This window comes from Pseudarthrobacter sp. NPDC058119, assembly GCF_042884655.1.
Classification (GTDB): domain Bacteria; phylum Actinomycetota; class Actinomycetes; order Actinomycetales; family Micrococcaceae; genus Arthrobacter.
The window spans coordinates 34,429-60,374 of sequence record NZ_JBHVTN010000001.1; the positions used below are offsets into that span (position 1 = coordinate 34,429).

Below are 25,946 nucleotides of genomic sequence, written 5' to 3' on the forward strand. Positions count from 1 at the left end.
AAGTGCCCATCACGTTCCCGCACTGGGGCAACGTTGGACCGGCGTCGCTTCCCATGACGCTCGCCGCCGAGGCGCAGTCGCTGGGAACCGGCGACTGGGTGTTGTGCATGGGCGTCGGCTCCGGGCTGAACACCGCAATGCTGGAAATCGTTTGGTGATCGCGGCCTGGCCTGGCGTCAACGCCGAATGGTCCCGCGGGATCGATGTCCCCTCCACGTCAGGCGTTGACGCGCCCGGCACGGTGCGGCGCTGGCACCTGCTGGATAACGGCGCAGAACTGGACCGCCGCGGCCTGGCTCCGCTGGGTACGCTGCTGTGCGTGCACGGCAACCCCACGTGGTCCTATCTGTGGCGGAGACTGCTGGCTGCCGGGTCCGACCCCGCGCATCCGTGGCGCGTGGTGGCCGTGGACCAGCTGGACATGGGCTTTTCCGAGCGGACGGGTACGTTCCGGCGCCTGGCGGACCGGATCAACGACCTGGGCGACCTGACAAACGCGCTGGGCCTGGACGGACCTGTCGTTTCTGTGGGCCATGACTGGGGCGGCGTCATCAGCCTTGGATGGGCGCTGGCGCACGAAGACCAGCTGGCCGGCGTGGTCCTGACCAACACCGCCGTGCACCAGCCTGCCGGCTCCCCCATCCCGGCGGCGCTGCGGCTTGCCCTGCACCCGGCAGTGCACAGGTGGGGAACCACCACTTCCGATGCTTTCCTGCGGGTCACGCATTCGCTGGCCCACCCGCCCCTGCCCGCGGACGTGCGAAATGCCTTCATGGCCCCCTACCGCGGAGCGTCCCGGCGTGCCGGGGTGGGCAACTTCGTCGCTGACATACCCATCGAGGGGTCGCACCCAAGCTTCGCTGCCCTCAACGGCGTGGCGGAAGGCCTGCGCGGGCTGAATGTTCCGGCCCTGATGCTGTGGGGTCCCCGCGACCCCATCTTCTCCGACCGGTACCTCAAGGACCTGCTCACCCGCCTGCCGCATGCCGACGTGCACCGCTACGAGGGCGCGGGACACCTGGTGGCGGAGGACCGGGACATCGCCACCCCCGTCTTCGAGTGGCTGGCCGGCCGCGTCACGCAGGGCGGGGACAGCGTCGCTGATAATGACTCCCCGGCAGCCGGCGATGGCTTCACGCCCCTGTGGGGGCTTCTTGGGGAGCTGGCCTCCGGACCATCTGCAGGGGCGAGGGCCGTCGTCGAAATGGCTCCGGACGGCAGGGAGGCACGTTCGCTCACCTGGCGGCAGCTCGAGGACAACGTGGGCCGCCTCGCCGCGGGCCTGCAGCGGGCCGGCGTCGGGCCCGGCACCCGGGTCAGCCTGATGGTTCCGCCCGGCGTGGACCTGACCGTCACCCTGTATGCCTGCCTTCGGCTTGGCGCCGTGGTGGTCGTGGCCGACGCTGGCCTTGGCACCAGGGGGCTGAGCCGGGCGGTCAAGGGAGCGACGCCTGATGTCCTGATCGGGATCGACAAGGCCTTGGCCGCTGCACGGGCACTGGGATGGGCGGCCCGGCGTATCAGCGTGGGGGACCTGCCGGCCGTGCAGCGCCAGGTGCTCGGCGTGGAGACCTCGCTCGCCGCCCTGGCCAGGACCAGCCCAGGGCAAGGCGGCACCGCTCCTGCCTTCCGCCCGGCCGCGGACTCCCCCGCAGCCGTGCTTTTCACGTCCGGCTCCACCGGGCCCGCCAAAGGCGTCCAGTACACCCACGGGCAGCTAGCCGCCATGCGGGACACCGTCGCCGGAACATTCGGCATCGAGCCAGGCGACAGGCTGGTGGCCGGCTTCGCACCCTTCGCCCTGCTGGGACCCGCACTGGGAACCGTGTCCGTGACGCCGGCCATGGATGTCACCGCGCCCGGCACCCTGACCGCGCACGCCCTCGCTGCTGCCGCAGCGGCCATCGACGCCACGGTGGTCTTCGCCTCCCCCGCCGCCCTGCGCAACGTCATTGCGACCCAGGCCGGGCTCACCCCGGAGGGCGCAGCGGCACTCAAGCGGGTCCGCCTGCTGCTGTCCGCCGGCGCTCCCGTTCCCGAACCGCTCCTTGACGAGGTGCAGCGCCTGCTGCCCGCCGCTTCGCTGCATACCCCCTACGGCATGACCGAGGCCCTTCCCGTCACCGACATCAGCCTTGGGCAGATCAAGGCCGCCGCTGCCGACGCCGGGTCCGGGACGATGCCAGGGGCGGGCAACGGCGTCTGCGTGGGACGGCCGGTCCAGGGCACCCGCATAGCCGTCATCCCGCTGGCGGCGGACGGTACCGCCCCGGGGACAGAACCGGTGACCGACGCGGGTGTCACCGGGGAAATCCTGGTCAGCGCGCCGCACGTCAAGGGTGGCTATGACCGGCTTTGGCTGACAGACCAGGCGAGTGCGGGCCCGGCCGGCTGGCACCGCACCGGCGATGTGGGCCATTTCGACGCCGACGGCCGCCTCTGGGTGGAGGGCCGCCTGGCGCACATCATCACGGCGCCCGGTGCAGTGGTCACGCCGGTGGGGGCCGAACAGGCCATCGAAAAGCTGGGCTGCGTCAGCATGGCTGCCGTCGTCGGGGTGGGGCCCGCCGGCACCCAGGCCATCGCCGCCGTCGTCGAAACCTCACCGCCGGCCCGCAATGCGGGTCCGGCCGCTTCTGGACTGGCGGCACAGGTACGCCGCGCCGCCCTCGCCGCAGGCGTGTCCGTGGCTGCAGTCCTGGTTGTTCCCGCGCAGCCCACCGATATCCGCCACAACGCGAAGATCGACAGGACGCGGTTGTCCCGCTGGGCGTCGTCCGTCCTGGCCGGCGGCCGTCCGGGCAAGCCATGAAAGTCGTGGTTACCGGTGCGAGCGGCCTGCTGGGGCGTGAGGTGGCGGCCCTGCTGGTACGCAGGGGCCACGAGGTCAGCACCTTCCAGCGGCGCCCTTCGGGGGTCGACGGCGCGTCGGACCGGTGCGGTTCCCTCACGGATGATGCAGCGGTCGCGGCCGCGGTCCGGGGTGCGGACGCCGTCATCCACCTTGCCGCCAAAGTCTCGTTCACCGGCCGCGCCGAGGAGTTTGACCAGGTGAACGTAGGCGGAACGCGGCGCCTGCTCCGGGCGGCGCGCGAGGCCGGAGTCAGGGACGTGGTTTTCGTTTCCTCGCCGTCGGTGGCCAATTCGGGTGCCGCGATCGCAGGTCTCGGGGCCGAGCCGGCCGACCCGGTGCATGCCCACGGCGACTATTCGCGCACCAAGGCGCAGGCTGAGCTGCTGGCTTTGGCAGCCGACGCCCCGGACTTCCGGGTTGCCGCGGTGCGGCCGCACGTCGTCTGGGGGCCGGGCGACACCCAATTGGTGGAGCGGGTCCTGGCCCGGGCCGCCCGGAAGCGGTTGCCGCTGCTGGATGCGGGCGCTGCACTGATCGACACCACGTACGTGGACAACGCGGCCGCAGCGATCGTTGCTGCGCTGGACCGCATTGGCCACATCCATGGCAGGGCCCTGGTGGTCACCAACGGCGAGCCCCGGCCGGTGGGCGAGCTCATTGCAGGGATCTGCGAAGCTGGCGGCGTCCCCGCGCCGTCGTGGTCAGTGCCGGGGAAGCTTGCCCGGCTCGCGGGATCGGCAGTGGAAAGGGCTTGGCTCCGGCTTGGTAAACAGGACGAGCCCCCGATGACCAGGTTCCTCGCCGAACAGCTGTCCACCGCCCACTGGTTCGACCAGCGGGAGGCCCGGGAACTCCTTGCCTGGACGCCGGCGGTCTCGATAGACGAGGGCCTGGCACGGCTGTCGGAGTACTACGGTTCCCGCTGACCTGCCAGGCGGACCTGTGTTGTGCGGGTACTACCAGCGGCCGTTGCGGGGCCGCGGCTGGCACACCGGGCAGGTATGGGACGAGCGGTTCATGAACTGGTCCCGGCGGATGATGGAACTGATGCCCGCCGCGGCGCACCGCTTGCACGGCTCGCCTTGGCGGCCGTAGGCGTTCAGGGACCGGTCAAAGTAGCCTGACGCACCGTTGACGTTGACGTAGAGGGAGTCGAAGCTGGTCCCGCCGGCGGCCAGGGCATCAAGCATGACCTCGCGGGCGCTGTCCAGGACGCGTTCGGCTTCGCTCCGGCGAAGGGTGTCGGTGGCCCGGGCGAAATGCAGGCAGGCACGCCAGAGGGCTTCGTCGGCGTAGATATTGCCAATGCCGGACACCAGGCCCTGGTCCAGCAGCGCCCGTTTCAAGCCCGTCTTGCGCTTGCGGAGCCGCTGGTAGAAGAGGTCGAACGAGAAGGCAGGGTCGAGGGGGTCCCGCGCAATATGGGCGGCTTCCGCGGCGATCAGCGGAAGGGGGGACTCGGCGAGGCCGCCGGGGCCGCCGTCGTCAGTGGGTACCAAAGCGGAGACGAAGAGGCCCCCGAAGATCCGCTGGTCCACGAACCGCAGCTGGGCCGGCATGCCGTCCCGGGGACTGAGGCGAAGCCTGACCTTGAGGTGCTTTTCATCGGGGACGGCGGCGTCCTGCATCAGCAACTGGCCGCTCATGCCCAGGTGGGCCATGAGTGCCACTTCCGGCACCGGCGCGGTTTCCGGGTGGGCCGGTTCAGCCGCCGTGTCGGCCAGCGGCATCCACAGGAATTTGCCGCGGCGTACGACGTCGGTGACGGTTGCGCCCTGGAGGTTGCCGATGAAATCCCCGGCACCCAGGGCATGGCGCCGGATGGAGCGGGGATCGAGGACATCGACAGCGCTGATGGTCCTGCCGCGGACCCAGTTCACCAGGCCGCGGCGCACCACTTCGACCTCGGGCAGTTCAGGCACGGAACCCTACTTGGCGGTGACGGAACCAGCGGAAGTGCCGGCAGCATTCCTGGTTTCGGCGCCGGAAAGCACCCGCCAGGCGTCCGCGGCCGCTTCTTGCTCCGCTTCCTTCTTGGAATGACCGGAGCCCTTGCCGTAGGCGTTTCCGCCGATGTTCAGGACAGCGGTGAAAGTGCGGGCATGGTCCGGGCCCGTCCCGTCCACTGCGTAGTGGATGCTGCCAAGCTGCCGGCTGGCCGCAAGTTCCTGGATGCTGGTCTTCCAGTCTGTGCCGGCACCCAGGACGGCGGCGTCCTTCAGCAGCGGACCGATCAGCCGCATGACGAGTTGGCGCGCGGTCTCAATGTCGTTGGAGACGTAGGTGGCCCCGATCAGGGCCTCCATGGTGTCAGCGAGGATGGACGCCTTGTTTTTCCCGTGGGTGAGTTTCTCGCCCTGGCCCAGGTAGATGTACTCGCCGATGCCCAGGCTGCGGCCAATGCCGGCCAAAGCCCGGGTGCTGACGACGGCGGACCGGCGCTTGGCGAGTTCGCCTTCGGGCAGGTCCGGGTTGTCCCGGTACAGGGCATCGGTCACGGAGAACCCCAGGATGGAGTCACCCAGGAATTCGAGCCGCTCATTGGTGGGGATGCCGCCGTTCTCGTACGCATACGAGCGGTGGGTAAGCGCAAGACGAAGCGTCCCGGCGTCAATAGTGACACCGAGACGCTTCAGAAGCTCTTCAGTTGAAGACATCAGTCAGCCTGTTGGGGCCGATTAGACGTCAGCGACCTTGCGGCCCTTGTACTCAAGGAACAGCGCGGTGCCAGCAGAGTCGGTAACGACCTTTGCCTGGTGCGGCAGGCTGTAGGTGACCTGGCCGTTCTCAACGGTCTTCACCAGGTGGGGGGCGGTCGCCTTCCACTGCGAGCGGCGGGCGCGGGTATTCGAGCGAGACATTTTCCGCTTGGGAACAGCCACGGCTAACTCATTTCTCTCTAGACAAACACGTACAAATCAATTTTGCCGGTCAGGCTTAGCCATATCAGCTAGGGCAGCCCAGCGAGGATCCAGGACCTCGTGGTGGTGCCCCGGCTCGTCTTCCAGGCGAACTCCGCATTCGGAGCAAAGGCCCTGGCAGTCTTCCCGGCACACCGGCTGGAACGGCAGATTGGTGACAACCGCGTCCCGCAACACCGGTTCAAGATCGATTACATCGTGCTCGACTCGACGTTGCTCTTCATCTTCTTCTCCGTCCGGGAGCTCAGAGCCCTCGTAGAAGAAAAGTTCTTGCACATTGACCTCGAGGTCATACGCAAGGGGATCCAGGCATCGGCCGCACTCGCCGGTTACTTCGGCGAGGACGGTTCCTGATACCAGAATTCCTTCGTGTACGGCCTCCAGCCTCAGGTCGAGCTCGACATCCGAGCCTTCCTGAACACCAATGAGCGCCACACCAAGATCACCCGGTGCGGGTACATGTTCCTTCAGTGTCCGCATGCTTCCCGGGCTGCGCCCGAGGTCCTTGACGTCGAACGCCAGGGGCGAACCAGCATCTCTGTTAATGAGAACTCCTGTTGAACATATGACCGACGTACCATCTTAGCCTGAAGAGCCATGGCGACTCAAACCGGCAGCAGGCAGCGCCGAAGTACCGATCCAGCCTACCGCCTCGGCTGCTGATCCGGCGAAGGCTCGCCGGAGACCATGCGCCGGTGCACTGACCGGGGAACGTAGTCCGAGACGCTTCCGCCGAGGGATGCCACCTCCTTGATCAGGGTGGAGGACAAATGCAGGTAGCTGGCCTCGGCCGGGAGGAAGACTGTTTCCACGCCGCTCAACTGCCGGTTCATGGTGGCCATGGGGAGCTCGTAGTCAAAGTCCGACGACGACCGGAGCCCCTTGACGATGGCGGAGACACCCCGCTGGCGGCAGTACTCGGCCAGGAGCCCCTCCCCCACCGGCTCCACCACGATGCCCTTGAGCGAGGCCAGGGTTTCGCGCGCCATTTCCAGCCGCTCATCCAGGGTGAACCTGTACTTCTTCGCGTAGTTGGTGGAAATAGCGACGATGACCTCGTCAAACAGGCCGGCAGCCCGTGCGATCACTTCGAGATGGCCGTTGTGGATGGGGTCGAAGGATCCGGGGCACACAGCGCGTCTCATGCTCCGAACCTACCTCATGGAAAGCCCGGGATACCATGACTGGATGCATCCAGCACGGGAACTTTCCACGCCCCTGGCACCTGCTCCCTGGCAGCGCACCGCGCTCGGGGCAAACCTCCTGGCCGCGGACGGCGGACTGGGAATGACCATCTTCGAAGAGATGACAACCCTGGCAGTCAGGACGGGCGCCATCAACCTGGGACAAGGCTTCCCCGACGAGGACGGACCGGTTGAAATCAGGGAGGCGCCCCGGGCAGCCATTGCTGCCGGCGCCAACCAGTACGCGCCGGGCAAGGGCCTCCCCGAGCTGCGCGAAGCGGTGGCCGCGCACCAGGAGCGCTTCTACGGCCTGGCTCCGGATCCGGCCACGGAAGTCATCATCACCACCGGGGCCACTGAAGGCATTGCCGCTGCCCTGCTGGCTTTTGCAGGACCGGGCGATGAGGTCCTGACGTTCGAGCCGTTCTACGACTCCTACGGTGCGGTCATCGGACTTTCCGGGGCCACCCACACCACCGTTCCCCTGGCTGCCCCGGACTTCATGCCGGACGCGGCGGCATTGGAGGCGGCCTTCAGCGGGCGGACCAAGGTGGTGCTGCTGAATAACCCGCACAATCCCACCGGCGCCGTGTTTCCACCTGCGGTCCTGCAGCGGGTGGTGGACCTTGCAGGCCGGCACGGCACCATCATCATCACCGATGAAGTGTATGAGCACCTCACCTTCGGCGTGGGCCACACCCCGGTGGCCACCCTTCCGGGCGCTGCCGGGCGGACCATCACCATCTCCTCGGCCGGCAAGACCTTTTCCCTCACCGGCTGGAAGATCGGCTGGCTGAGCGGGCCGGAGGAACTGGTGGCCGCCGTCCGCACGGTAAAGCAGTTCCTGACCTACAGTTCGGGCACCCCGTTCCAGGCAGCGATCGCCAAGGGCCTGGCCCTCCCCGATGATTTCTATACGGGAATCGCTTCTGCCTTGGAGCAGAAACGGGACATTCTCAGCGCCGGACTCCGGGCCGCCGGCTTTGACGTCTTCAGCCCGCAGGGCACCTACTTCGTCAACGTGGACACGGCACCGCTGGGCATCACCGATTCCCTGGACCTCGCCAGGCGGTTGCCCGAACTGGTGGGGGTCGCAGCCATACCCGTTCCGGTCTTCTGCCATCCGGAAGGCGCCGAGCGGACGCGCAGCCTGCTCCGCTTTGCCTTCTGCAAGAAGACCGACGTCCTGGAGGAGGCCGCCGCGCGGCTGGCAACCCTGCGCGGCAGGCTCTGATGCCCGCCCACGGGGCCGCCAGCCGTTTCCTGCGCACCACCGGCCAGCACGCCACCATCGAGCCTGATGCCTTTACCGACGGCGGCTACGTGCTCAGCATCGGCGGAGCCGAACAATCACACGTCAACCTTGACCGCCCGGAAGACATCTTCTACGAATACCTGCGCCGGATCGGACACCTCGTGGATCTTGCCGCGCCGCCCGGACAACCCATCATGGCGCTGCACCTGGGAGCGGGTGCGCTGACGCTGGCGCGGTACATCCAGGCGACCCGTCCGGGCTCAGTGCAGTATGCAGTTGAGCTGGAGCGCGAACTGCTGGACTTCGTCCTGCGGCACCTTCCCATGCCCGAAGGAACAAACCTGACCACCATCATCGGCGACGCCCGCAAAGCGCTCGGTGAGCTGGACCCGGGCCTGGCGTTCGACGTCGTGATCCTGGACATCTTCTCCGGACCCGAGGCGCCGGCCCACATCGCCACGGGCGGTTTCTACCGTGAAGCCAGGGACCGCCTTCGCCCGGGCGGCCTCCTGGTGGTCAATGTCGGGGACGAACCAGCGCTCACGCTTGTCAGGAGCCAGGTGGCGGCAATGCGCAGTGCCCTGGCGGACGTGGCCGCCTTTGCCGAGGCCGGCATGTTCCAGGGGAGGTACCCGGGCAACATCATCCTTGCCGGGACCCAGGACCCGTGGCCGGAATCGTGGACGGCCGAACTGGCAGCGCGCGGCCCGCACCCCGCCCGGGTCCTGGCGGGAGTGGACCTGGACCCGTTCGCCGCCCAGGGACCGGCCTAGGCGTCAGGGGAAGCAGGCTGGCCGGCCGTGGTCCCGGCGGCGTCGGCAAGGTCGTCAGGGGTGATCGCATCGGGAACGAACGGCTCCGCGAACCACAGCCTGGTTTCCCCGTACTTCTTTTCGGCGAAGCGCGTCATCCCGTCCGGCCACCCCGGTTCCGGGGAGCGTGACGAGCGTTCCACCACCACCACGGCTCCAGGCCCCAAATGGCCGGCGAGCTTCTGCAGCACAGCGGCGAGCGTGCCGTCCTCCAGCGGATACGGCGGGTCCAGGAACACGAGGTCCCAGGCGGCCGCCGCCGCAGCGCGGTCGAGGAACGGCTCCACCTTGGAGCGGTGAACCGTCACGGTCTTGTTGCCCAGCAGCCCGTTGATGAGGTCCGCGTTGCGCTGGCACACGGCGCTGGCCTTGGCGTCCGACTCGACCAGGTCCACGGACCGTGCACCCCGGCTGCCGCTTTCCACCCCCAGGGCACCGGAGCCGGCGTAGAGATCCAGCACGCGGGCACCGGCAATCACGTCAAAGGCATCAAGGCGGGAGAACAGCGCTTCCTTGACCCGGTCCGTCGTGGGCCTGGTCAACGATCCCGGGACCGCCGCCAGCGGTGTGCCGCCGGCCGCGCCGGCGATAATCCGCGTCACGGCACCCACCGCGGTTCGGCCGCGCCGGCTCCGTCGTTGCTAACCGCGTTCAAGGAACGCCTCCTTCTCGGGGTTGAGATACTTCTCGATGGCCCCGGCGAGCTCGGGGTGGCCGGACAGCAGCGGGTCCCCGCCAACGATTGCCTGCGCGTCGTCCCGGGCCCGGGCTATCACGTCTTCATGTTCAAGGACCCGAAGCAACTTCAGCGTGGACCGCCCGCCGGACTGGGAAGCACCAAGGATATCGCCCTCGCGCCGCAGCTTAAGGTCTTCCTGCGACAGGACGAACCCGTCCGTGGTGGCAGCCACGGCATCCAGCCGCCGCCGGCTGGGGTGGCCGGGTTCAAGGGCGGTCACCAACAGGCAGGTCCCGGGCAGGCCGCCGCGGCCCACCCGGCCACGAAGCTGGTGCAGCTGGGAAATTCCGAACCTGTCAGCGTCCAGGATGACCATCAGCGTGGCGTTGTGGACGTCGACCCCCACTTCGATGACGGTGGTGGAGACGAGCAGCTTGATGCGGTTGGCGGTGAACCCGGCCATGGTCTCCGATTTCAGCTCCGGGTCCTGGCGCCCGTGGAGGGGAGCCAGCGGAACCCCGGACAGCGCCGGCTCACCGAGCAGGTGGTCCACGACGGCGGTGACGGACGCAAGTTCCCGGGCCTCCTCCGCCTCCACGCCCGGCGGTGCGGCCTCGCCAGGGCTGAAGTCGCCGTCGTCGTCCGTCCCGATTTTGGGGCAGACCACGTACACCTGGTGGCCGGCATCGATTTCCTCCCGGGCGCGTGCCCAGATCCGTGCCGCCCATGCCGGATTCTCGGCGAGGCCCACGAGGTGGGTACTGATGGGTGCCCGGCCCTTGGGCAGTTCATCCAAGGTGGAGGTTTCAAGGTCGCCGAAGACGGTCATTGCCACGGTACGGGGAATGGGCGTTGCGGTCATGACCAGCAGGTGCGGCGGCTTCCGGGCTTTGGCCCGCAGTGCGTCGCGCTGTTCCACGCCAAAGCGGTGCTGTTCGTCCACCACGATCAGGCCGAGGTCATAGAAAGAGACATTGTCGCTGAGCAGTGCGTGGGTGCCGATGATGATTCCCGCGGTCCCGGAGGCGGCGTCGAGCATGGCCTGCTTCCGGGCCGCCGTTGGCATGGACCCGGTAAGCAGTGTGACCTGCACGGAAGGCCCGTTGCCGCCGGCCAGGCCGCCCAGGAGACCGTCACTGGAGAGCGGACCGAGGGTGCGGCGGATGGAGTCGAAATGCTGGGCGGCGAGCACTTCGGTGGGGGCAAGGAGCGCCGCCTGGCCGCCGGCATCCACCACCTGGAGCATGGCACGCAATGCCACGACGGTTTTCCCTGAGCCCACTTCGCCCTGCAGCAGCCGGTTCATGGGCGTGTCCTGTGCCAGTTCCGTGGCGAGGGTTTTACCGACGGCGGCCTGGCCGGCCGTGAGGGTGAAGGGCAGCGCGCGGTCGAATGCGGCCAGGATACCGTCGCCCAAAGGACGCCGGGCAGTAGCTTCCTCCGCGGCAAGCTGGGCCCGGCGCCTGGCCAGCGCTGACTGCAGCACCAGGGCCTCCTGGTACCGGAACCGGTCGCGGGCACGCTTCCAATCCCCGGCGGTTTCGGGAACGTGGATGAGGCGGTAGGCGTCCGCTACAGGCAGGAAGCCTTCCCTCGCTGCGACCTGCTGCGGGACCGGATCCGGCAGCGAGCCAAGGTCGGAGGTTTCGAGCAGCGTGGCGATCACCTTCTGGATCTTCCAGCTGGGCAGCTTGGCCGTGGCCGGATAGACCGGTATTGGCATGGCGGCAAGTTTCTCCGGGTCTTGTCCGGCGTCGCTGAAGGGATCTTCGTCCAGGAGCTGGAAGTCGGGGTTGGTAAGGCCCAGCTTCCCCTTGAAACTGCTCACCCTGCCCGAGAACAGGGCGCGGCGCCCCTGCAGGAGCTCGTTCTTCGCCTTGAACCCGTTGAAGAAGCTGATTTTCAGGGTGCCTGGAACTTTGCCGGTGAAATCCCGCCCGCCGACCAGGCGCAGCCCCTGCTTCCCGTCGTCGTCTGAGACGATGACGTCGGTGATGGTCCCGCGCCGTGCCTGCATCTGCCGGGTGCTGCTGGAAAGGACACGGGCTATGAGGGTCACGTCCTCATCGAGCGGAAGCTCCGCGATGGGGGTCAGCTCGCCGCGGCTCATGTAGCGGCGGGGGTAGTAGTTCAGGAGCCCCTCAACGGTGGTGATGCCGAGGTGTTTTTCGATGACCGCCGCTGAGCGCTTCCCGATCCGCCGCTCCAGGGCCAGTTCCAGTTCAGCGTTCATGCCCGCCGGTGTTCACCGCGTCCACACCCGGGTCGCGCGGCAGGGCCAGTTCGCTGATGCTGATCTGGGAAGGTTCTCCCAGGGACCGGATGATCCCTACAGCCGGGGCGGAGTCCGGCACGTGCACATGCACCCGCCACCGGTAGTTGCCATCGGCGTCCGGCCCGTTGCCCACCTGACTCATGATCACTGACTCGCCGATTTCGTCGAGCCGCTGCCGCAAGGTGGCCGCGTTCAACGGCGACAGGCTGATGGTGCACATGACTTCCACGCCGTCGTCGGCGGGCATGGAAGCGTGGATATGGGGATCGGAGACATCGTAGCCGTGGAGGCCGTCGAGGAGCTCCCCCTGCAGTTCCTCCCCCATGACGGCGGAGCGGAGGCAGTCAAGGATCAGCAGCATTCCCACCCCGCCGGCATCCACCACGTGGGCGGACTGGAGCGCATCGAGCTGTTCTTCGGTATGGACCACGGCGGCCAGCGCCCCCTCCACCGCTGCGTCCAGGGCGAGGCCCAGTGCATGGTTGCTGTCGTCGCCGTCCTGGCCGGCGTCGACGGCGGCGGCCGCACGTGCCGCCGCTTCCATCACTGAAAGCATGGTGCCGGGAACAGGATCGCTCAAGGCAGACCACGCCCGGATCTGCGCACGGTTCAGGGCCGCCGCGAGCAGGGTGGACGTCAGCCGGGTATGACCGGCCAGCGGCTCGGCTGCCGCACAGAGGAACACCGAGAACAAGGTCCCGGAATTTCCCCGCGCCTCCTCCATGGCGGCCTGGCCGGCCATGGACAGGACTTCCCCGACGTCCACCGGGGCAGGCTGGTCGGGGTCGAGCACCAGCGAACGTGCCGCAGCGCGGACCGTGAGGTAGAGGTTGGTGCCGGTATCCCCGTCAGCCACCGGAAAGATATTGATGGCGTTGAGCCGGTCGCTGTGGTTTCCCAGGGCAGTTTCAGCCTTGCCCAGCCACCTCTTCATGGCCAGCGCGTTGGCGGCAACCTTAGTGTGCAAAATGATCCCATCCCCCGGTGTCCGCGGCCCGGCCAGCTATCAGGACACCCGGGCCTTCGTCGGTGCCGAGTCCATGTATCGAGCCTATCGCAGTGAATCCGGGTGGCAGCTGAACATCGGCAGGGAATGTGGCCAGCAGCCCGTGGTCCTCACCGCCGCCCAGCACCCACGGCGCCGCATCCGCTCCCAGCCGCGCCGCTGCAGGTCCCAGAAGCTCGGCCAACCAGGTGAGGCGTGCCGGATCGAGGGCAACGGCTACACCGCTCGCGGCGGCAAGCCGCTTTCCGTCGCGCAGCAGTCCGTCAGATACGTCCAGCATGGCGGTGGCCCCGGCCTCCCGGGCTGCCGGGCCGGCTTCCAGCGGCGGCCGCGGGCGGCACTGCAGGTCGACGAAGGCATGTTCCGCGGGCGTCAGGGTATCCACGTCGATACCCGACTCCAGGAGGGCCAGGCCGGCCACCGCGTGGCCGACGGTTCCCGCGAGCGCCAGGATGTCCCCCGGCCGGGCGCCGGAGCGGAGCACCGGCAGGGCGCCGTCGAGGGTTCCGAGGACGGCGGCGGTCACCGAAATTTCCCGGCCACGGCCGAGGTCGCCGCCCGTCACGGAGCAGTGGACTGCCCCGAGTTCCACTATTCCTGTTGCCAGCCCGTCCGCCAGGTCCTCTACCCAGGCGACCGGGGTGTCCACGGGGAGGGTGAGGCTGACCACCATTGAGGTGGCCCGGGCACCCATGGCGTTGATGTCGCTGAGGTTTTGCGCCGCTGCCTTCCAGCCGACGTCGAACCCGGTGGTGCGGTAGCCGCTGGGCCACAGCAGCCGGAAATCCTGGTCCTGGACCTGGGTATCGATACTGATGACCGTTCGCCCGTCCGGCGCCGCGACAATGGCAGCGTCGTCCCCCGGCCCAAGCAGCATGCTTGCCGTGTGCCCGGCCTCCATCCGGAGGCGCGGAAAGATCCGGGCCAGCAGGTCGGCTTCGGAAAGCCCGGCCACGGTGGGCTGGTGGTCTACGCGGTTACGAAGGTCTTCAGGCACGCCACTACGCTACCGCGCCCGGCCGACATTGTGTCCGGGCGGGCCGGCGGCGGCGATAGGCTGGAACTATGCACCATCCCCAGCTGCCCCTGCCCGCCCGTGCCGCCAGGATGGCGGTGGTTGGTGCAATTGCCGCCCTTTCCCTGGCCTCCTGTTCCGCCGCGGTGGATGTCACCGCCGCCAAGGACGCCGCCAACCCGGCGTGCGCGCCCATGATGGTGGCCCTGCCCGATGCCATCGGCGACTCGAAGCTGCGGAAGACCAACAGCCAGGCCACCGCGGCCTGGGGCGATCCTTCGCTGGTCATCCTCCGCTGCGGTGTCAACGTGCCGGGGCCGACCACCGACCGCTGCGTCACCGTCAACGGGGTTGATTGGGTGATCAAGGAAGGCGATCCGGCATGGACGCTGACCACCTACGGCAGGGAACCGGCCACGGAAATCGTGATGGACCCGGACAAGATCAGCTCCGCGACAGTCCTCGCGGACCTGGCGGCGGCTGCCGGCAAGATTCCGTCAACGCGGAACTGCGTTGGCCAGGAGGACCTCCAGAACCTGCCCAAGAGCCAGTAGGGTTCGTCAGGGCCCACGCCGGCAGGGATCAGCGCAGGCCGGTGTGGCGGTGCAGTGCCAGGTAGATCAGTTCGTCAATGAGGTCTGCATAGCCGAGGCCTGAAGCCGCCCACATCTGGGGGTACATGCTCTTGGGCGTGAACCCGGGCATGGTGTTGATCTCGTTGATGATCAACTCGCCGTCCGGGGTGTAGAAGAAGTCCACGCGGCTGAGGCCCTCGGCCCCTACGGCATCAAACGCGGCAGCAGCCAGTTCGCGGACGCGGGCGATGGCCTCTGCGGGCATGTCGGCCGGGCAGCTGAGGGATGCTGCATCGTCCTCAACGTACTTGGCATTGAAGTCGTAGAACTCGTGCGTGCCTCCGACCACGGAGATTTCGCCGGGCATCGATGTCCGCGGCGCATCCGTTCCCCGGCCTTCCAGGACCGCGCACTCGATTTCGCGTCCCACGATGCCGGCTTCGATCACCAGCTTGAGGTCGTGCCGCCGGGCTTCCTCGATGGCCGCGTCCAGCTCCTCAAGGGAGTCGACTTTGGAAATTCCCATCGAGGAACCCGCCCGGGCCGGTTTGACGAAGACGGGGAAGCCCAGCCGGTCCACCTGTTTCCGCACAGCTTCCGGGTCCTTGCGCCACTGCCTGTCCGTCACGGCCACGTACGGTCCGACGTGCAGCCCGGCGGCCTCGAAGACCACCTTCATGTAGTGCTTGTCCATGCCGACGGCGGACGCCAGCACGCCGGCGCCGACGTAACGGGTGTCGGACAGCTCAAGGAGTCCCTGGATGGTGCCGTCTTCGCCAAAGGGGCCGTGCAGGAGCGGGAAGACCACGTCAACGGCGCCCAGTTCCTGCGGGACCTGGTTGGGCGAGGCCACGATCAGCTGGTGCTCCCCGCCGATCTCGGCCAGGGTGACGGTTTCCGGCGACGGAACGACCTCGGGCAGCGATGAGGCCGCGAGGGACCATTCCGCTGTTTCGGCAGGGGCGAGAACCCACTGTCCGGTCTTGGCGATCCCGATGGGGATGACCTCGTACTTGTCCTTGTTGATGGCACCCAGCACGCCTGCCGCAGTGACGCAGCTGACGGCGTGCTCGCTGGACCGGCCGCCGAAGAGCACGGCGACGCGCGGCTTCCTGGTGGCTGTTTGACCCGTGGTGGGTGTGTCTTGGGACATGGTCAGTAATCGCCTTCAGGTTTCAGTTCCCGGGACAGCAGAACCGGCCCCAGTTGGTCAACGGACAGCTTGCCCGCCAGTACCGCCACGACGGCGGCAGTGATGGGCATTTCGACGCCGAGCTTGCCGGCAAGTTCATGGACCGCCTGGCCGGATTTGATGCCTTCGGCGGTCTGGGTCATCTTGCGGCCCACTTCCTCGAGCGTCAGGCCCTGGCCCAGCAGCCGCCCTGCGGTGTGGTTGCGGGACAGCGCGGAGGAGCACGTTGCCACGAGGTCGCCAAGCCCGGCAAGCCCGGCCATGGTCTTGGCCTCGCCGCCCAGCGCCAGCGCCAGGCGTGATGTTTCGGCCAGGCCACGGGTAATGACGGAGGCTTTGGTGTTGTCCCCCATCTGTTTTCCCTCGCAAATTCCGACGGCCAGGGCGATCACGTTCTTGACGATGCCGCCGATTTCGACGCCGACGACATCCGCCGTGGTGTAGGGCCGGAAGTAGGGCGCCGTGCAGGTCCTGGCCAGCCAGCCCGCCGTCGCGGAATCAGTACACGCCACCACTGATGCGGTGGGCTCCTCACGGGCAATTTCCATGGCCAGGTTGGGTCCCGAGACCACCGCGATGCGTTCCGGCGGGAGGCCGAGTTCCTGGCTGATGACTTCGCTCATCCGGGAGTCGGTTCCCAGCTCCAGGCCCTTCATGAGGGAAACGACGACGGCGCCGGGGGCGATCATGTCCTTCCACTCCCGCAGCTGCGGGCGGAGCGACTGGGCCGGTACGGCGACCACCACGAGTTCGGCGCCGTCCAGGACGTCACGGACCTCGGTGGACGCGGTGATGCTGTCCGGCAGGACGATGTCCTTGAGATAGTCGCTGTTGCGGTGGCTGGTGTTGACCTCGTCCACGACTTCGGCGCGCCTGCCCCACAGCCGGATGGCACGCGGGGTGCCCGTGGCAATGGCGGCGTCGGCAAGGACCTTCGCGAACGTAGTCCCCCAGGATCCTGCGCCGAGGACGGCCACTGTGCGGGCCGCTGCCGGCTTTTCGTCAGCGGTCACTGGGCTTCCGTTCCCGCGCCCGGCTGTTGCCCGCGGTCCACGAACCGGCCGTGCTTGGACTGCTGCTGCTTGGCAGGGTCCCAGCGTTCGGCTGGCGGTTTCTCTCCGCGCAGGCCGGCGAGGAGGTCGGTGATGGCGTCCATGATCACCTCGGTTGCCTCCGTGAGGGTGGCCTTATCCAGCGGACGGCCTTCGAAGGCGCTAAGGTCTACGGGATCGCCCACGACCACCCGGGAACGCTTCCGCGGGAACAGGTGGAACCGCTTGCCATACCGGGGGAAGACCTCGTGCGCACCCCAGTGGGCGATGGGCACCACCGGGATGCCCCCCTCGAGGGCCAGCCGTGCCGCCCCGGTGTGGCCCTTCATTGGCCACAGCCCGGGATCGCGGGTCAGCGTGCCCTCGGGGTAGATGATGATGGCGCCGCCCTCAGCCACGATCTCCTGGGCCACCTGCAGCGACCGGTTCGCTCCCGCCGTCGAACGCTCCACCGGCACCTGCTTGGTGGCGCGCAGCAGCGGACCCAGGCCGGGAACCTTGAACAGTGCTGCCTTGGCCAGGAAGTGGGGGGCCCGCTTCTGGTTGTAGAGCATGTGCCCCACCACCAGGGGGTCGATTTCGGTGCAGTGGTTGGGCGCGGCGATGAAGCCGCCTGCGGGAAGTTTTTCCGTCCCTTCCCACGTTTTGGACATCATGAGGTTCATCAGGGGCCGGACGACGCCGGCGATGAACACAAATGTGGCCCTGCTCTTGGCAGATTCCTTCACGGTCCCGCTCTACTTCGTGGTGGTGATGTCGAAATCGGCGCCGAGGCCGGCAAGCTTCTCGGTGAAGCGCTCATAGCCCCGGTTGATGATGTCGATGCCGGTGACACGCGAAGTTCCCGTGGCGGCCAGGGCCGCGATCAGATGGCTGAAGCCGCCGCGGAGGTCCGGGACGTCGATATCGGTTCCCTTGAGCTGCGTGGGGCCGGAGATGACGGCCGAGTGGAGGAAGTTCCGCTGGCCGAAACGGCAGGGAACGCTGCCCAGGCATTCCCGGTGCACCTGGATGCTGGCGCCCATGCGGATGAGGGCGTCGGTGAAGCCGAAGCGGTTCTCGTACACGGTCTCGTGGACGATCGACACGCCTTCGGCCTGGGTGAGCGCCACGACGAGCGGCTGCTGCCAGTCCGTCATGAAGCCGGGGTGGACGTCCGTTTCCAGGACCAGCGGGTTGAGCTTCCCGCCCTTGTGGTAGAACCGGATGCCGTCCTCGCCGATGTCCATACCGCCGCCCACCTTGCGGTACGTGTTCAGGAAGGTCATCATGTCGCGCTGGGAGGCACCCTCGACGAAAATGTCGCCGCGGGTCACCAGCGCAGCGGACGCCCAGGATGCTGACTCGTTGCGGTCAGAGAGGGCCCGGTGGTTGTAGCCGCCAAGGTCGCGGACGCCCTCGATGTGGATGGTGCGGTCGGTCTGGACGCTGATGATGGCGCCCATCTTCTGCAGCACGGCGATGAGGTCGATGATCTCCGGTTCGGTGGCGGCACCGGAGAGTTCGGTGATGCCCTCGGCGCGGGTGGCGCTCAGCAGGACCTGTTCCGTGGCTCCCACGGACGGGTATGGGAGGGAGATCTTGGCTCCGTGCAGCCCTTTGGGAGCCGAAATGTGGATGCCGCCGGGGCGCTTCTCCACCACGGCGCCGAACTGGCGCAGGACATCCAGGTGGTAGTCGATGGGCCGGTCGCCGATCTTGCAGCCGCCCAGGTCCGGGATGAAGGCCTCGCCGATCGCATGGATCAACGGTCCGCAGAGCAGGATGGGAATGCGGGAGTCGCCGGCGTGGGCGTCGATGGCGGTGCTCGGGGCGGTCTTGGCAGCCTTGGGGTCAAGGGTCAGGTCGCCACTGACGGGGTCTTTCTCCACCGTCACGCCATGCAGTTGCAGGAGGGAGGTGACAACCTCCACGTCCTTGATTTCCGGCACGTTCCGCAACACCGAGGGTTCATTGCCCAGCAGTGCCGCCACCATTGCCTTGGGGACAAGGTTCTTTGCCCCACGGACGCTGACGCGGCCTGTAAGCGGGACACCGCCGCGGATTGTCAGAACACTACTCATATACCGGTTTCCTCACGATCACTAGCCCCCAAAACCTTGCAAAGGCTCCAACCAAGCATAGGAGGTCGCGTTACCGAACCGAAATAAGGGGGCTCCGGCGGCGGGGCGTGGCGGGGCCGCCGCCCCGCCGCCGGATGGGTGCCGGGGGTTAGGAAAGCTTTGCCGGCAGGGTCTTGGGCTTGAAGGCCGGGCGGGTCGCCTCGTAGGCGGTGATGTCGGCCTCGTGCTGGAGGGTCAGTCCGATGTCGTCCAGGCCTTCCAGGAGGCGCCAGCGGGTGTAGTCGTCAATCTCGAAGGGTGCCACGATGTTGCCGCACACCACGGTCTTGGACTCCAGGTCCACCGTAACCTCGGTTCCGGGGGCGTTCTCGAGTTCCTTCCAGATGAGCTCGATGTCGTCCTGGGCAACCTGGGCGGCGAGCAGCCCCTGCTTGCCGGAGTTGCCGCGGAAGATGTCGGCGAACCGGGAGGACAGCACGGCCTTGAAGCCGTAGTCCTTCAACGCCCAGACCGCGTGCTCGCGGGAGGAACCGGTACCGAAGTCCGGGCCGGCCACCAGGACCGATCCCGCACTGTACGGCTCCTGGTTCAGGATGAAGGAGGAGTCCTTCCGCCATGCCGAGAACAGGGCGTCCTCGAAGCCGGTTCGGGTGATGCGCTTGAGGTACACGGCGGGGATGATCTGGTCGGTGTCGACGTTGCTCTGGCGCAGCGGGACGCCAATGCCGGTGTGCTTGGTGAACTTTTCCATGGTGATGTCCTAGGCTGCGTCGGTGCGGATGGCGGCGGGCTCGGGGGCCGGTTCAAGGTCCGACGGCGAGCTGAGGGTGCCCCGGACGGCAGTGGCGGCGGCAACCACCGGCGAGACCAGGTGCGTGCGGCCGCCCTTGCCCTGGCGTCCTTCGAAGTTGCGGTTCGACGTCGAGGCGCACCGCTCCCCCGGCTCCAGCTGGTCCGGGTTCATGCCCAGGCACATGGAACAGCCCGCGAAGCGCCATTCGGCACCGAAGTCCTTGAACACACGGTCCAGGCCCTCGGCCTCCGCTTCGAGCCGGACCCGGGCGGAGCCGGGGACCACCAGCATGCGCACCTTGGGATCCTTTTCGCGGCCGCGGATGATGTCGGCGGCGGCGCGCAGGTCCTCAATGCGGGAGTTGGTGCAGGAGCCCAGGAAGACGGTGTCCACCCGGATGTCCTTCATCGGCGTGCCGGCTTCCAGGCCCATGTACTGCAGGGCGCGCTCGGCAGCGGCCTTGGCGTTCTCGTCCCCGAAGTCTGCGGGGCTGGGGACGGCCTGGGACAGGGAAACACCCTGTCCGGGGTTGGTGCCCCAGGTGACGAACGGCTCGAGCGTGTCGGCGTCCAGGTCAACCTGGGCGTCGAAGGTGGCGTCGTCGTCGGTCTTCAGGGTGTTCCAGTACTCGACGGCGGCATCCCAGTCCGCGCCTTCGGGCGCGTGCGGGCGCCCCTTCATATATTCGTACGTGGTTTCGTCGGGGGCGACCATGCCTGCGCGGGCGCCGGCTTCGATGGACATGTTGCAGATGGTCATGCGGGCGTCCATGGACAGTGCGCGGATGGCGGAGCCGCGGTATTCCAGGACGTAGCCCTGGCCGCCACCGGTGCCGATTTTCGCGATCACGGCGAGGATAATGTCCTTGGCGGTTACGCCGGGACGCAGCGTGCCCTCGACGTTGATGGCCATGGTCTTGAACGGCTTGAGCGACAGCGTCTGGGTGGCCATGACATGCTCCACCTCGGAGGTGCCGATGCCCATGGCCAGCGCACCGAAGGCGCCGTGGGTGGAGGTGTGCGAGTCGCCGCAGACCACGGTCATACCCGGCTGCGTGAGGCCCAACTGGGGACCCACCACGTGGACGATGCCCTGTTCGGCGTCTCCCAGGCTGTGCAGCCGGACGCCGAACTCCGCGCAGTTGTTCCGCAGCGTCTGGATCTGGGTGCGGCTGGTGAGATCGGCAATGGGCTTGTCGATATCCAGCGTGGGGGTGTTGTGGTCTTCGGTGGCGATGGTCAGGTCCGGCCGGCGCAGCTTGCGGCCGGCCAGGCGCAGGCCTTCAAAGGCCTGCGGGGACGTGACTTCATGAACCAGGTGGAGGTCGATGAAGAGAAGGTCGGGCTGGGCGTTGGCACCATCGCCGTCACCTTTGCGCACCACGTGTGCGTCCCAGACTTTCTCGGCCAATGTCTTACCCATGGCCATCTCCCTTCACTGCTGTTTGGCTGAATAGTCCAACTGAATCAGGAGGCCTCCGCGCCGCGCCACCCGAAAGATTTGCATCTCAGATAATGAGACGTCAATATCATTACATGGACAATTCTAGTGGAGTCGGTGTCATTGATAAAGCGGCCCAGGTACTCGATGCCCTCGAGGCTGGCCCCACCACGCTGGCGCAGCTCGTGGCCGCTACCGGCCTGGCCCGGCCCACCGTCCACCGCCTCGCCCTGGCGCTGGTGCACCACCGCCTGGTGAGCCGCGACATCCAGGGCCGGTTCGTGCTCGGCAGCAGGCTGGTCGAGCTCGCTTCCGCCGCGGGCGAGGACCGCCTGATCGCCTCGGCCGGCCCCGTGCTCATGCAGCTGCGTGACGCCACCGGCGAAAGCGCCCAGATCTTCCGCCGGCAGGGCGACTGGCGCGTCTGCGTCGCCTCGGCCGAGCGCCCGATCGGCCTGCGCGACACCATCCCGGTGGGCACCCAGCTGTCCATGAAGGCCGGGTCCGCCGCCCAGGTCCTGCTGGCGTGGGAAGACCACGACCGGCTCCTGGAAGGCCTGCAGTCGGCCCGCTTCACCCCCACCGTCCTGGCAGGAGTACGACGCCGGGGCTGGGGACAGAGCCTCGGCGAACGCGAGCCGGGGGTCGCCTCCGTCTCGGCGCCGGTGCGGGGCCCGTCCGGCAGGGTGATTGCCGCCGTCTCTATTTCCGGCCCCATCGAGCGGCTCACCCGGCAGCCGGGACGCCTCCACGCGGAAGTTGTCTGCAACGCCGGACGCATCCTGACCGAGGCGCTGCGGAAGAACAACGACTAGGACCTTTCCCTCCCCGGCCGCCCGCGCCGCTAGGCTGTGCCCATGGGCAGCTATGCAGTCTTCCTCCGTGGCATCAACGTTGGCGGAATCAACATCAGGATGGCGGACCTTCGGGACGCACTGAAGAACTGTGGTTTCACCGACGCAAAGACCCTGCTGGCGAGCGGCAACGTGGTGCTCTCCAGCAGCCTGGACGCGGCAGCGGTAAAGCGGGAGTGCGAAAAATGCCTCCGTGCGGCTTTCGGCTACGAAGCCTGGGTAGTGGTGCTGGATGCCGCGCGGGTGGGGCACCTCGTGGAAGCCTGCCCCTACCCGGAAGACGACAAGTCCACCCACTCCTACATCACCCTCTCCTCCGACCCTGCCGTCCTCGACGAACTGGAGGCGGCCGGTTCAGGACTGGAAAGCCATGACCAGCGGCGGTTGGCGCCCGAAGCCCTCGCCTGGCTGGCGCCCGTGGGCGGAACCCTGGACAGTCCCTTCAGCAAGATCAGCTCCAAGGCGAAGTTCAAGGCTGCGACCACCACCCGGAACCTGCGCACCCTGATCAAGGTCCGCGACGCCGCAGCGGCCCTCCCAGCCGGCTAGCCGGCAGCCCTAGGGCTGGCCGGCCTTCTTCAGCGCTTTGTTGAAGGCCGCAAGCCTGGCAATCTCCGCCTCCACCGGCTCCACCACCAGCTCCTGCGCCGCTGCTGCAACGGCACTGTTGAGCCGTCGTCGTGCCCTGGCAGCCCTGGCCCGGGCAGTTCCTGCGGCAATAAACCGCCCGGTGACCGCCAGGAAAATCCCCAAAACCAATCCCAGGGCAATCATCAGGGTGGGCACCGGCCATCCCTCCACGCGCGGCACCTCCGGGACCGGCAGCTGAAGGTAGCCGAGCCCGGCCAGGACGCCCAGCCAGCCAAGGCCACCCAGCAGGATGAGCAGCGCCAGCCACTGCACTGCGTTGAACGCCCCCCACCACCACGCCTTCCGGTTGGCACCCAGCTCTGTTCCGGCAATGGCCTGGTCCAGTGCGTCGGGCAGGCGCTCCCGCCCACTCCTGGCAGCCCCCCGGATCGTTGCCCGCCACGGGCCGGGTGCTCCAGCGCTGGCCGAGTCCGCGAACTCCCTGACCGCCGCGTCGGTGCGTGCCCGCTCCGGCGCCCCCGCCGGCGGCAGTGAGGTCCGGTTCAGGCCGGCAGGAGCACTGCTGCGCAGGTTGAGCCGCCGCAGCGGGTCAACCCGGAACCGGGAAAGCCAACGGGTTACCGGCCAGCCGGTGCGGCGCACGGCCTCAAGGCGGTACGACTGCCCCACGGCCCGCACCACAGCGGGCACGTTGGCCGCAATGGCCAATTCACCGGCGAGCCGCGCCTTGGCTGCGGACCGGGACCCTGCAGCGTCACCGTCACCGGAAGCCAGCCGCAGATCCTCCGCCGCTTTGCCGATGTCCGCTTCCAGCCGCCGGGATTGGGCCTGCCGCTGGACAGCCACCTTCCGGATCGCCGCGCGCACCTCTCCGATTCCTGCCCCGGTCAGGGCGGAGGCAGGGAGGACCCGGACCTGCCCCAGCCCTTCGCCGGCAAGGATCCCGTGCAGCGAGTCGAGCACCGGCTGCACATCATGCATCGGCAGCCGGTCCACCTGGTTCAGGACGACGAGCGTGACGGCCCCATGGGACGCCAGGGGCGCAAGGAACCCGTTGTGGACGGCCGCGTCTGCATACTTCTGCGGATCGAGCACCCAGACCAGGACGTCCACCATGCCCACCATGCGCTGCACGATCTCGCGGTTGGCGGCGCGGGTGGAGTCGAAGTCGGGGAGGTCCAGCAGGATCAGCCCGGTCTGTTCGTCCGCGAAGCCTTCCACGGCCGCGGCGTGGTGCCGGTGCCCCACCTCCAGCCAGTCGAGGAGTGCTTCGCTGCCCGTTGCCCCCCAGACCCCTGCCAACGGTTCTGACGTGGTGGGACGGCGGGCGGCCGCCGTCGCGATTTCGGCGCCGCTGACGACATTGAAGAGCGACGACTTGCCGCTGCCAGTGGCCCCAAAGAAACCAACCACCGTGTGGTCACCGGAGAGGGAGCGGCGGGAACTTGCCCGTTCCAGGACGTCGAATGCCTCCTGCAGCACCTGGTCCGGCAACACGCCCTCCGCGAGTTCGCGGGCATCCTGGAGCCCCTGGAGCCGGCCGTCCAGCCGCGATGACTCCCCTGCGGCGCCGTGCCGGCTCATGCGCGCTCCGCCAACCGGGCCAGCTCTCCGGCCTGCGCAGCCAGTGTCTGCGCCAGGGCCGGGTTGCCGGCCGGCAGCCGCTGAAGGAATTTCTGTTGCTCAACCTTCAACAGTTCCGAGCAGCGCGCGGCCAGGTCATCGCGGGCCTTGTCTGCCATCCGCCGCACGGCATCCTCGCCGAACACAGCTTCCAGCAGGCGCTGGCCTACGACGGCGGTGCCACCGGCCACGCCGATCTCGAGGCCGGTCAGTCCCGCGGTCATCGAAAACACCACGATCATCAGTGCGGCGCCCAGGCCGTTGATGCCGAACGACAGCCAGCGGGCCTGGGTCCGCTTGCCCTGGCCTTCGGTGCGGATCATTTCCATTAACGCTTGCTGCCAGGCCCGGATCTCCGCGGCCGCACGGTCTGCGAACCCGGGAGACGTGCCGGACAAGTCGTCCGGGCCCATCAGCTGGCGGCCTGCCGGGTCCGAGCGCCACCGCCGGTCGGTGTCCTCGGCAGCGTTGGCTGCCTCGTCGACGATGACCGCCTGCAGGCCGGTCTCGATGGCCGCTTCCACCCGCACGGCCGGCGCGGGTTCACCGCGGAAGAAAGCCCCCAGGCGGTCCCTGAACCGGCCGACGTTCTGCTCGAGGGTGCGGAAAAACTCGCCGGTGCCTACGAAGTCCTGCCAGCGGGCCAGGACCTCGCCGCGCAGCAGTGCTCCATCCCGGGTTGCGTCCAGGATGCGGGCGGCAGCATCCCCGTACGCTGCCACGGCGTCGGCTTCGAGCCGCGCGGCTGCGCGTTCCTGTTCACGCACGGACCCGGCGAGGTCCGTTATCCGCTGGGCCAGTGCGCGGACCGTCCCATTCAGGGTCCGGCGGGCCACGTCGGCGCGGCCCGCCGCATCGGAGGCCAGCGACGCCAGCCACTCCCGCAACTCGTCCACCGCACCTGCCGGCAGCATGCCGTGGGCCTCCAGGACTGTTTCGGCGATAATGAACAGGCGGCTTCCGGCCAGGCCTTCGCGGTCCAGCAGCCCCCGCAGGTCCTGGCTCACCTCTGCTTCGGCGCCCTGCGGCACCCGGTCCAGCACCACAGCCACCGTGATGTCCCGGGAAGCGGCATCCAGGAGGAGTTTCCAAGGGACGGCGTCGGCGTACCGGTTGGCGGTGGTAACGAAGACCCAGAGGTCGGCTGCTGCCAGCAACAGTCCGGCGAGCAGGCGGTTGTGGTCCGAGATGGAGTCGACGTCGGGGGCGTCGAGGAGGGCGATGCCGGCGGGTACCGCTGGATCGGCCACCAGCACCAGCGAGTCTGCCGCCCCCGACTGCTCGCCGGGCCGGCCCGCAGGTGACGGACCGGCCGCCAGCGTTCCCCGGATGCGGGCCAGCCCCGGCAGGACGCGCCGGCCTTCAAACCAGGCCGCTTCAGTGGGGCTGTGCAGCAGGATGGGCTGGCGGGTGGTGGGGCGGATGGCGCCGGCGCGGGTCACGGGGTGCCCCACGAGTCCATTGACCAGGGTGGATTTGCCCGCACCGGTGGAACCGCCGACGACGGCAAGCAGGGGTGCGTCCAGGCTGCGGTACCGCGGAAGGATGTAGTCGTCCAGCTGGGCCCTCGCGGCCGAGGTATCGCGGCGGGCCTGGTCGACGCCGGGAAGGGCCAGCGGAAGCGTGACATTGTCCAGCCCGGCACGGATTTCCTCGAGGAGCATCACCGCGGACATGGCGTGCGGTGGTGGCTGTGGGGGGCGGCCGTGCTCGTCATGGGAGGTCACAGCAACATCATGCCAGTTGGGGCGATGGGGAGAGC

General features: G+C 68.1%; 24 protein-coding genes and 1 pseudogene. 8 read left to right on the forward strand and 17 right to left on the reverse strand.

Annotated elements, in window-relative coordinates; all coding sequences use genetic code 11:
- The 3 genes and pseudogenes from ACFVTD_RS00170 to ACFVTD_RS00180 form a co-directional block, all read left to right on the forward strand.
- Nucleotides 1–158 (forward strand): annotated as a pseudogene (locus ACFVTD_RS00170) (3-oxoacyl-ACP synthase III); the annotation flags it as partial.
- A complete protein-coding gene (locus ACFVTD_RS00175) occupies nt 152–2,812 on the forward strand; it encodes an alpha/beta fold hydrolase (protein ID WP_387556516.1) in 2,661 nt (886 codons plus the stop codon). The pseudogene ACFVTD_RS00170 and the gene ACFVTD_RS00175, both read left to right, overlap by 7 nt.
- On the forward strand, nt 2,809–3,780 hold the full coding sequence (locus ACFVTD_RS00180) for an NAD-dependent epimerase/dehydratase family protein (protein ID WP_387556517.1): 972 nt from the start codon (nt 2,809–2,811) through the stop codon (nt 3,778–3,780). The genes ACFVTD_RS00175 and ACFVTD_RS00180 overlap by 4 nt, the downstream gene beginning before the upstream one ends.
- 30 nt (nt 3,781–3,810) lie before the next feature.
- Here the strand turns inward: ACFVTD_RS00180 and mutM are convergent, their stop codons facing one another.
- The 5 genes from mutM to coaD form a co-directional block, all read right to left on the reverse strand.
- On the reverse strand, nt 3,811–4,776 hold the full coding sequence (mutM, locus tag ACFVTD_RS00185) for a bifunctional DNA-formamidopyrimidine glycosylase/DNA-(apurinic or apyrimidinic site) lyase (protein WP_387556519.1): 966 nt from the start codon (nt 4,774–4,776) through the stop codon (nt 3,811–3,813).
- Nucleotides 4,777–4,782: 6 nt separating this feature from the next.
- The gene (gene rnc / locus ACFVTD_RS00190) at nt 4,783–5,511 is read right to left on the reverse strand and encodes a ribonuclease III (protein WP_141181771.1); all 729 of its coding nucleotides are present in this window, start codon (nt 5,509–5,511) and stop codon (nt 4,783–4,785) included.
- Nucleotides 5,512–5,532: 21 nt separating this feature from the next.
- Nucleotides 5,533–5,736: a 50S ribosomal protein L32 gene (rpmF, locus tag ACFVTD_RS00195; RefSeq protein WP_009356569.1), complete on the reverse strand. Its 204-nt coding sequence runs from the start codon at nt 5,734–5,736 to the stop codon at nt 5,533–5,535.
- Between the two features lie 36 nt (nt 5,737–5,772).
- The gene (locus ACFVTD_RS00200) at nt 5,773–6,297 is read right to left on the reverse strand and encodes a YceD family protein (RefSeq protein ID WP_387558884.1); all 525 of its coding nucleotides are present in this window, start codon (nt 6,295–6,297) and stop codon (nt 5,773–5,775) included.
- Nucleotides 6,298–6,419: 122 nt separating this feature from the next.
- Entirely contained in the window at nt 6,420–6,920 is a 501-nt protein-coding gene (gene coaD / locus ACFVTD_RS00205; protein WP_387556521.1) for a pantetheine-phosphate adenylyltransferase, read from the reverse strand.
- A 43-nt stretch (nt 6,921–6,963) separates the two neighbouring features.
- Between coaD and ACFVTD_RS00210 the strand changes: the two genes are divergently transcribed.
- Both ACFVTD_RS00210 and ACFVTD_RS00215 read left to right on the forward strand, forming a co-directional pair.
- Entirely contained in the window at nt 6,964–8,193 is a 1,230-nt protein-coding gene (locus ACFVTD_RS00210) for an aminotransferase class I/II-fold pyridoxal phosphate-dependent enzyme (protein WP_387556523.1), read from the forward strand.
- Nucleotides 8,193–8,987 (forward strand): spermidine synthase, encoded by a 795-nt coding sequence (locus ACFVTD_RS00215; protein ID WP_387556525.1) that lies wholly within the window; start codon nt 8,193–8,195, stop codon nt 8,985–8,987. Before ACFVTD_RS00210 ends, ACFVTD_RS00215 begins: the two co-directional genes overlap by 1 nt.
- On the opposite strand, the gene rsmD is transcribed toward ACFVTD_RS00215, so the two are convergent.
- The 4 genes from rsmD to thiL are packed head-to-tail and all read right to left on the reverse strand — an operon-like array spanning nt 8,984 to nt 13,983.
- Nucleotides 8,984–9,628 (reverse strand): 16S rRNA (guanine(966)-N(2))-methyltransferase RsmD, encoded by a 645-nt coding sequence (rsmD, locus tag ACFVTD_RS00220; protein WP_387556527.1) that lies wholly within the window; start codon nt 9,626–9,628, stop codon nt 8,984–8,986. The genes ACFVTD_RS00215 and rsmD overlap by 4 nt on opposite strands.
- Nucleotides 9,629–9,667: 39 nt before the next feature.
- Nucleotides 9,668–11,938 (reverse strand): ATP-dependent DNA helicase RecG, encoded by a 2,271-nt coding sequence (locus ACFVTD_RS00225; RefSeq protein ID WP_387556529.1) that lies wholly within the window; start codon nt 11,936–11,938, stop codon nt 9,668–9,670.
- Entirely contained in the window at nt 11,928–12,914 is a 987-nt protein-coding gene (locus ACFVTD_RS00230) for a DAK2 domain-containing protein (RefSeq protein ID WP_387558887.1), read from the reverse strand. Before ACFVTD_RS00230 ends, ACFVTD_RS00225 begins: the two co-directional genes overlap by 11 nt.
- 22 nt (nt 12,915–12,936) lie before the next feature.
- Entirely contained in the window at nt 12,937–13,983 is a 1,047-nt protein-coding gene (gene thiL, locus ACFVTD_RS00235; RefSeq protein WP_387556531.1) for a thiamine-phosphate kinase, read from the reverse strand.
- A 68-nt stretch (nt 13,984–14,051) separates the two neighbouring features.
- Here thiL and ACFVTD_RS00240 point away from each other — a divergent pair, with 68 nt between their 5' ends.
- Entirely contained in the window at nt 14,052–14,555 is a 504-nt protein-coding gene (locus ACFVTD_RS00240) for a DUF3515 domain-containing protein (protein WP_387556533.1), read from the forward strand.
- A gap of 28 nt (nt 14,556–14,583) precedes the next feature.
- Here ACFVTD_RS00240 and ACFVTD_RS00245 read toward each other — a convergent pair whose 3' ends face one another.
- The 6 genes from ACFVTD_RS00245 to leuC all read right to left on the reverse strand — a co-directional run bounded on the left by ACFVTD_RS00245 (nt 14,584) and on the right by leuC (nt 21,098).
- Nucleotides 14,584–15,729 carry a D-alanine--D-alanine ligase family protein gene (locus ACFVTD_RS00245; RefSeq protein ID WP_387556535.1) on the reverse strand — a complete coding sequence of 382 codons (1,146 nt, stop codon included), beginning with the start codon at nt 15,727–15,729 and terminating at the stop codon, nt 14,584–14,586.
- Nucleotides 15,730–15,731: 2 nt separating this feature from the next.
- Entirely contained in the window at nt 15,732–16,781 is a 1,050-nt protein-coding gene (locus tag ACFVTD_RS00250) for an NAD(P)H-dependent glycerol-3-phosphate dehydrogenase (protein WP_387556537.1), read from the reverse strand.
- A complete protein-coding gene (locus ACFVTD_RS00255; RefSeq protein WP_387556539.1) occupies nt 16,778–17,548 on the reverse strand; it encodes a lysophospholipid acyltransferase family protein in 771 nt (256 codons plus the stop codon). The genes ACFVTD_RS00250 and ACFVTD_RS00255 overlap by 4 nt, the downstream gene beginning before the upstream one ends.
- A 9-nt stretch (nt 17,549–17,557) precedes the next feature.
- A complete protein-coding gene (murA, locus tag ACFVTD_RS00260; RefSeq protein WP_387556541.1) occupies nt 17,558–18,883 on the reverse strand; it encodes a UDP-N-acetylglucosamine 1-carboxyvinyltransferase in 1,326 nt (441 codons plus the stop codon).
- A gap of 148 nt (nt 18,884–19,031) precedes the next feature.
- Nucleotides 19,032–19,634 (reverse strand): 3-isopropylmalate dehydratase small subunit, encoded by a 603-nt coding sequence (leuD, locus tag ACFVTD_RS00265; RefSeq protein WP_387556543.1) that lies wholly within the window; start codon nt 19,632–19,634, stop codon nt 19,032–19,034.
- 9 nt (nt 19,635–19,643) lie between these two features.
- On the reverse strand, nt 19,644–21,098 hold the full coding sequence (gene leuC / locus ACFVTD_RS00270; RefSeq protein ID WP_387556545.1) for a 3-isopropylmalate dehydratase large subunit: 1,455 nt from the start codon (nt 21,096–21,098) through the stop codon (nt 19,644–19,646).
- Between the two features lie 113 nt (nt 21,099–21,211).
- On the opposite strand from leuC, the gene ACFVTD_RS00275 reads away from it, so the two are divergent.
- On the forward strand, nt 21,212–21,931 hold the full coding sequence (locus ACFVTD_RS00275; protein ID WP_009356552.1) for an IclR family transcriptional regulator: 720 nt from the start codon (nt 21,212–21,214) through the stop codon (nt 21,929–21,931).
- A 42-nt stretch (nt 21,932–21,973) separates the two neighbouring features.
- Entirely contained in the window at nt 21,974–22,519 is a 546-nt protein-coding gene (locus ACFVTD_RS00280) for a DUF1697 domain-containing protein (protein ID WP_387556547.1), read from the forward strand.
- A gap of 9 nt (nt 22,520–22,528) precedes the next feature.
- On the opposite strand, the gene ACFVTD_RS00285 is transcribed toward ACFVTD_RS00280, so the two are convergent.
- Nucleotides 22,529–24,145, reverse strand: a complete 1,617-nt coding sequence (locus ACFVTD_RS00285; protein ID WP_387556549.1) for a GTPase — start codon at nt 24,143–24,145, stop codon at nt 22,529–22,531.
- Nucleotides 24,142–25,911 carry a dynamin family protein gene (locus tag ACFVTD_RS00290; protein WP_387556552.1) on the reverse strand — a complete coding sequence of 590 codons (1,770 nt, stop codon included), beginning with the start codon at nt 25,909–25,911 and terminating at the stop codon, nt 24,142–24,144. Before ACFVTD_RS00290 ends, ACFVTD_RS00285 begins: the two co-directional genes overlap by 4 nt.
- Between the last annotated feature and the right edge of the window lie 35 nt (nt 25,912–25,946).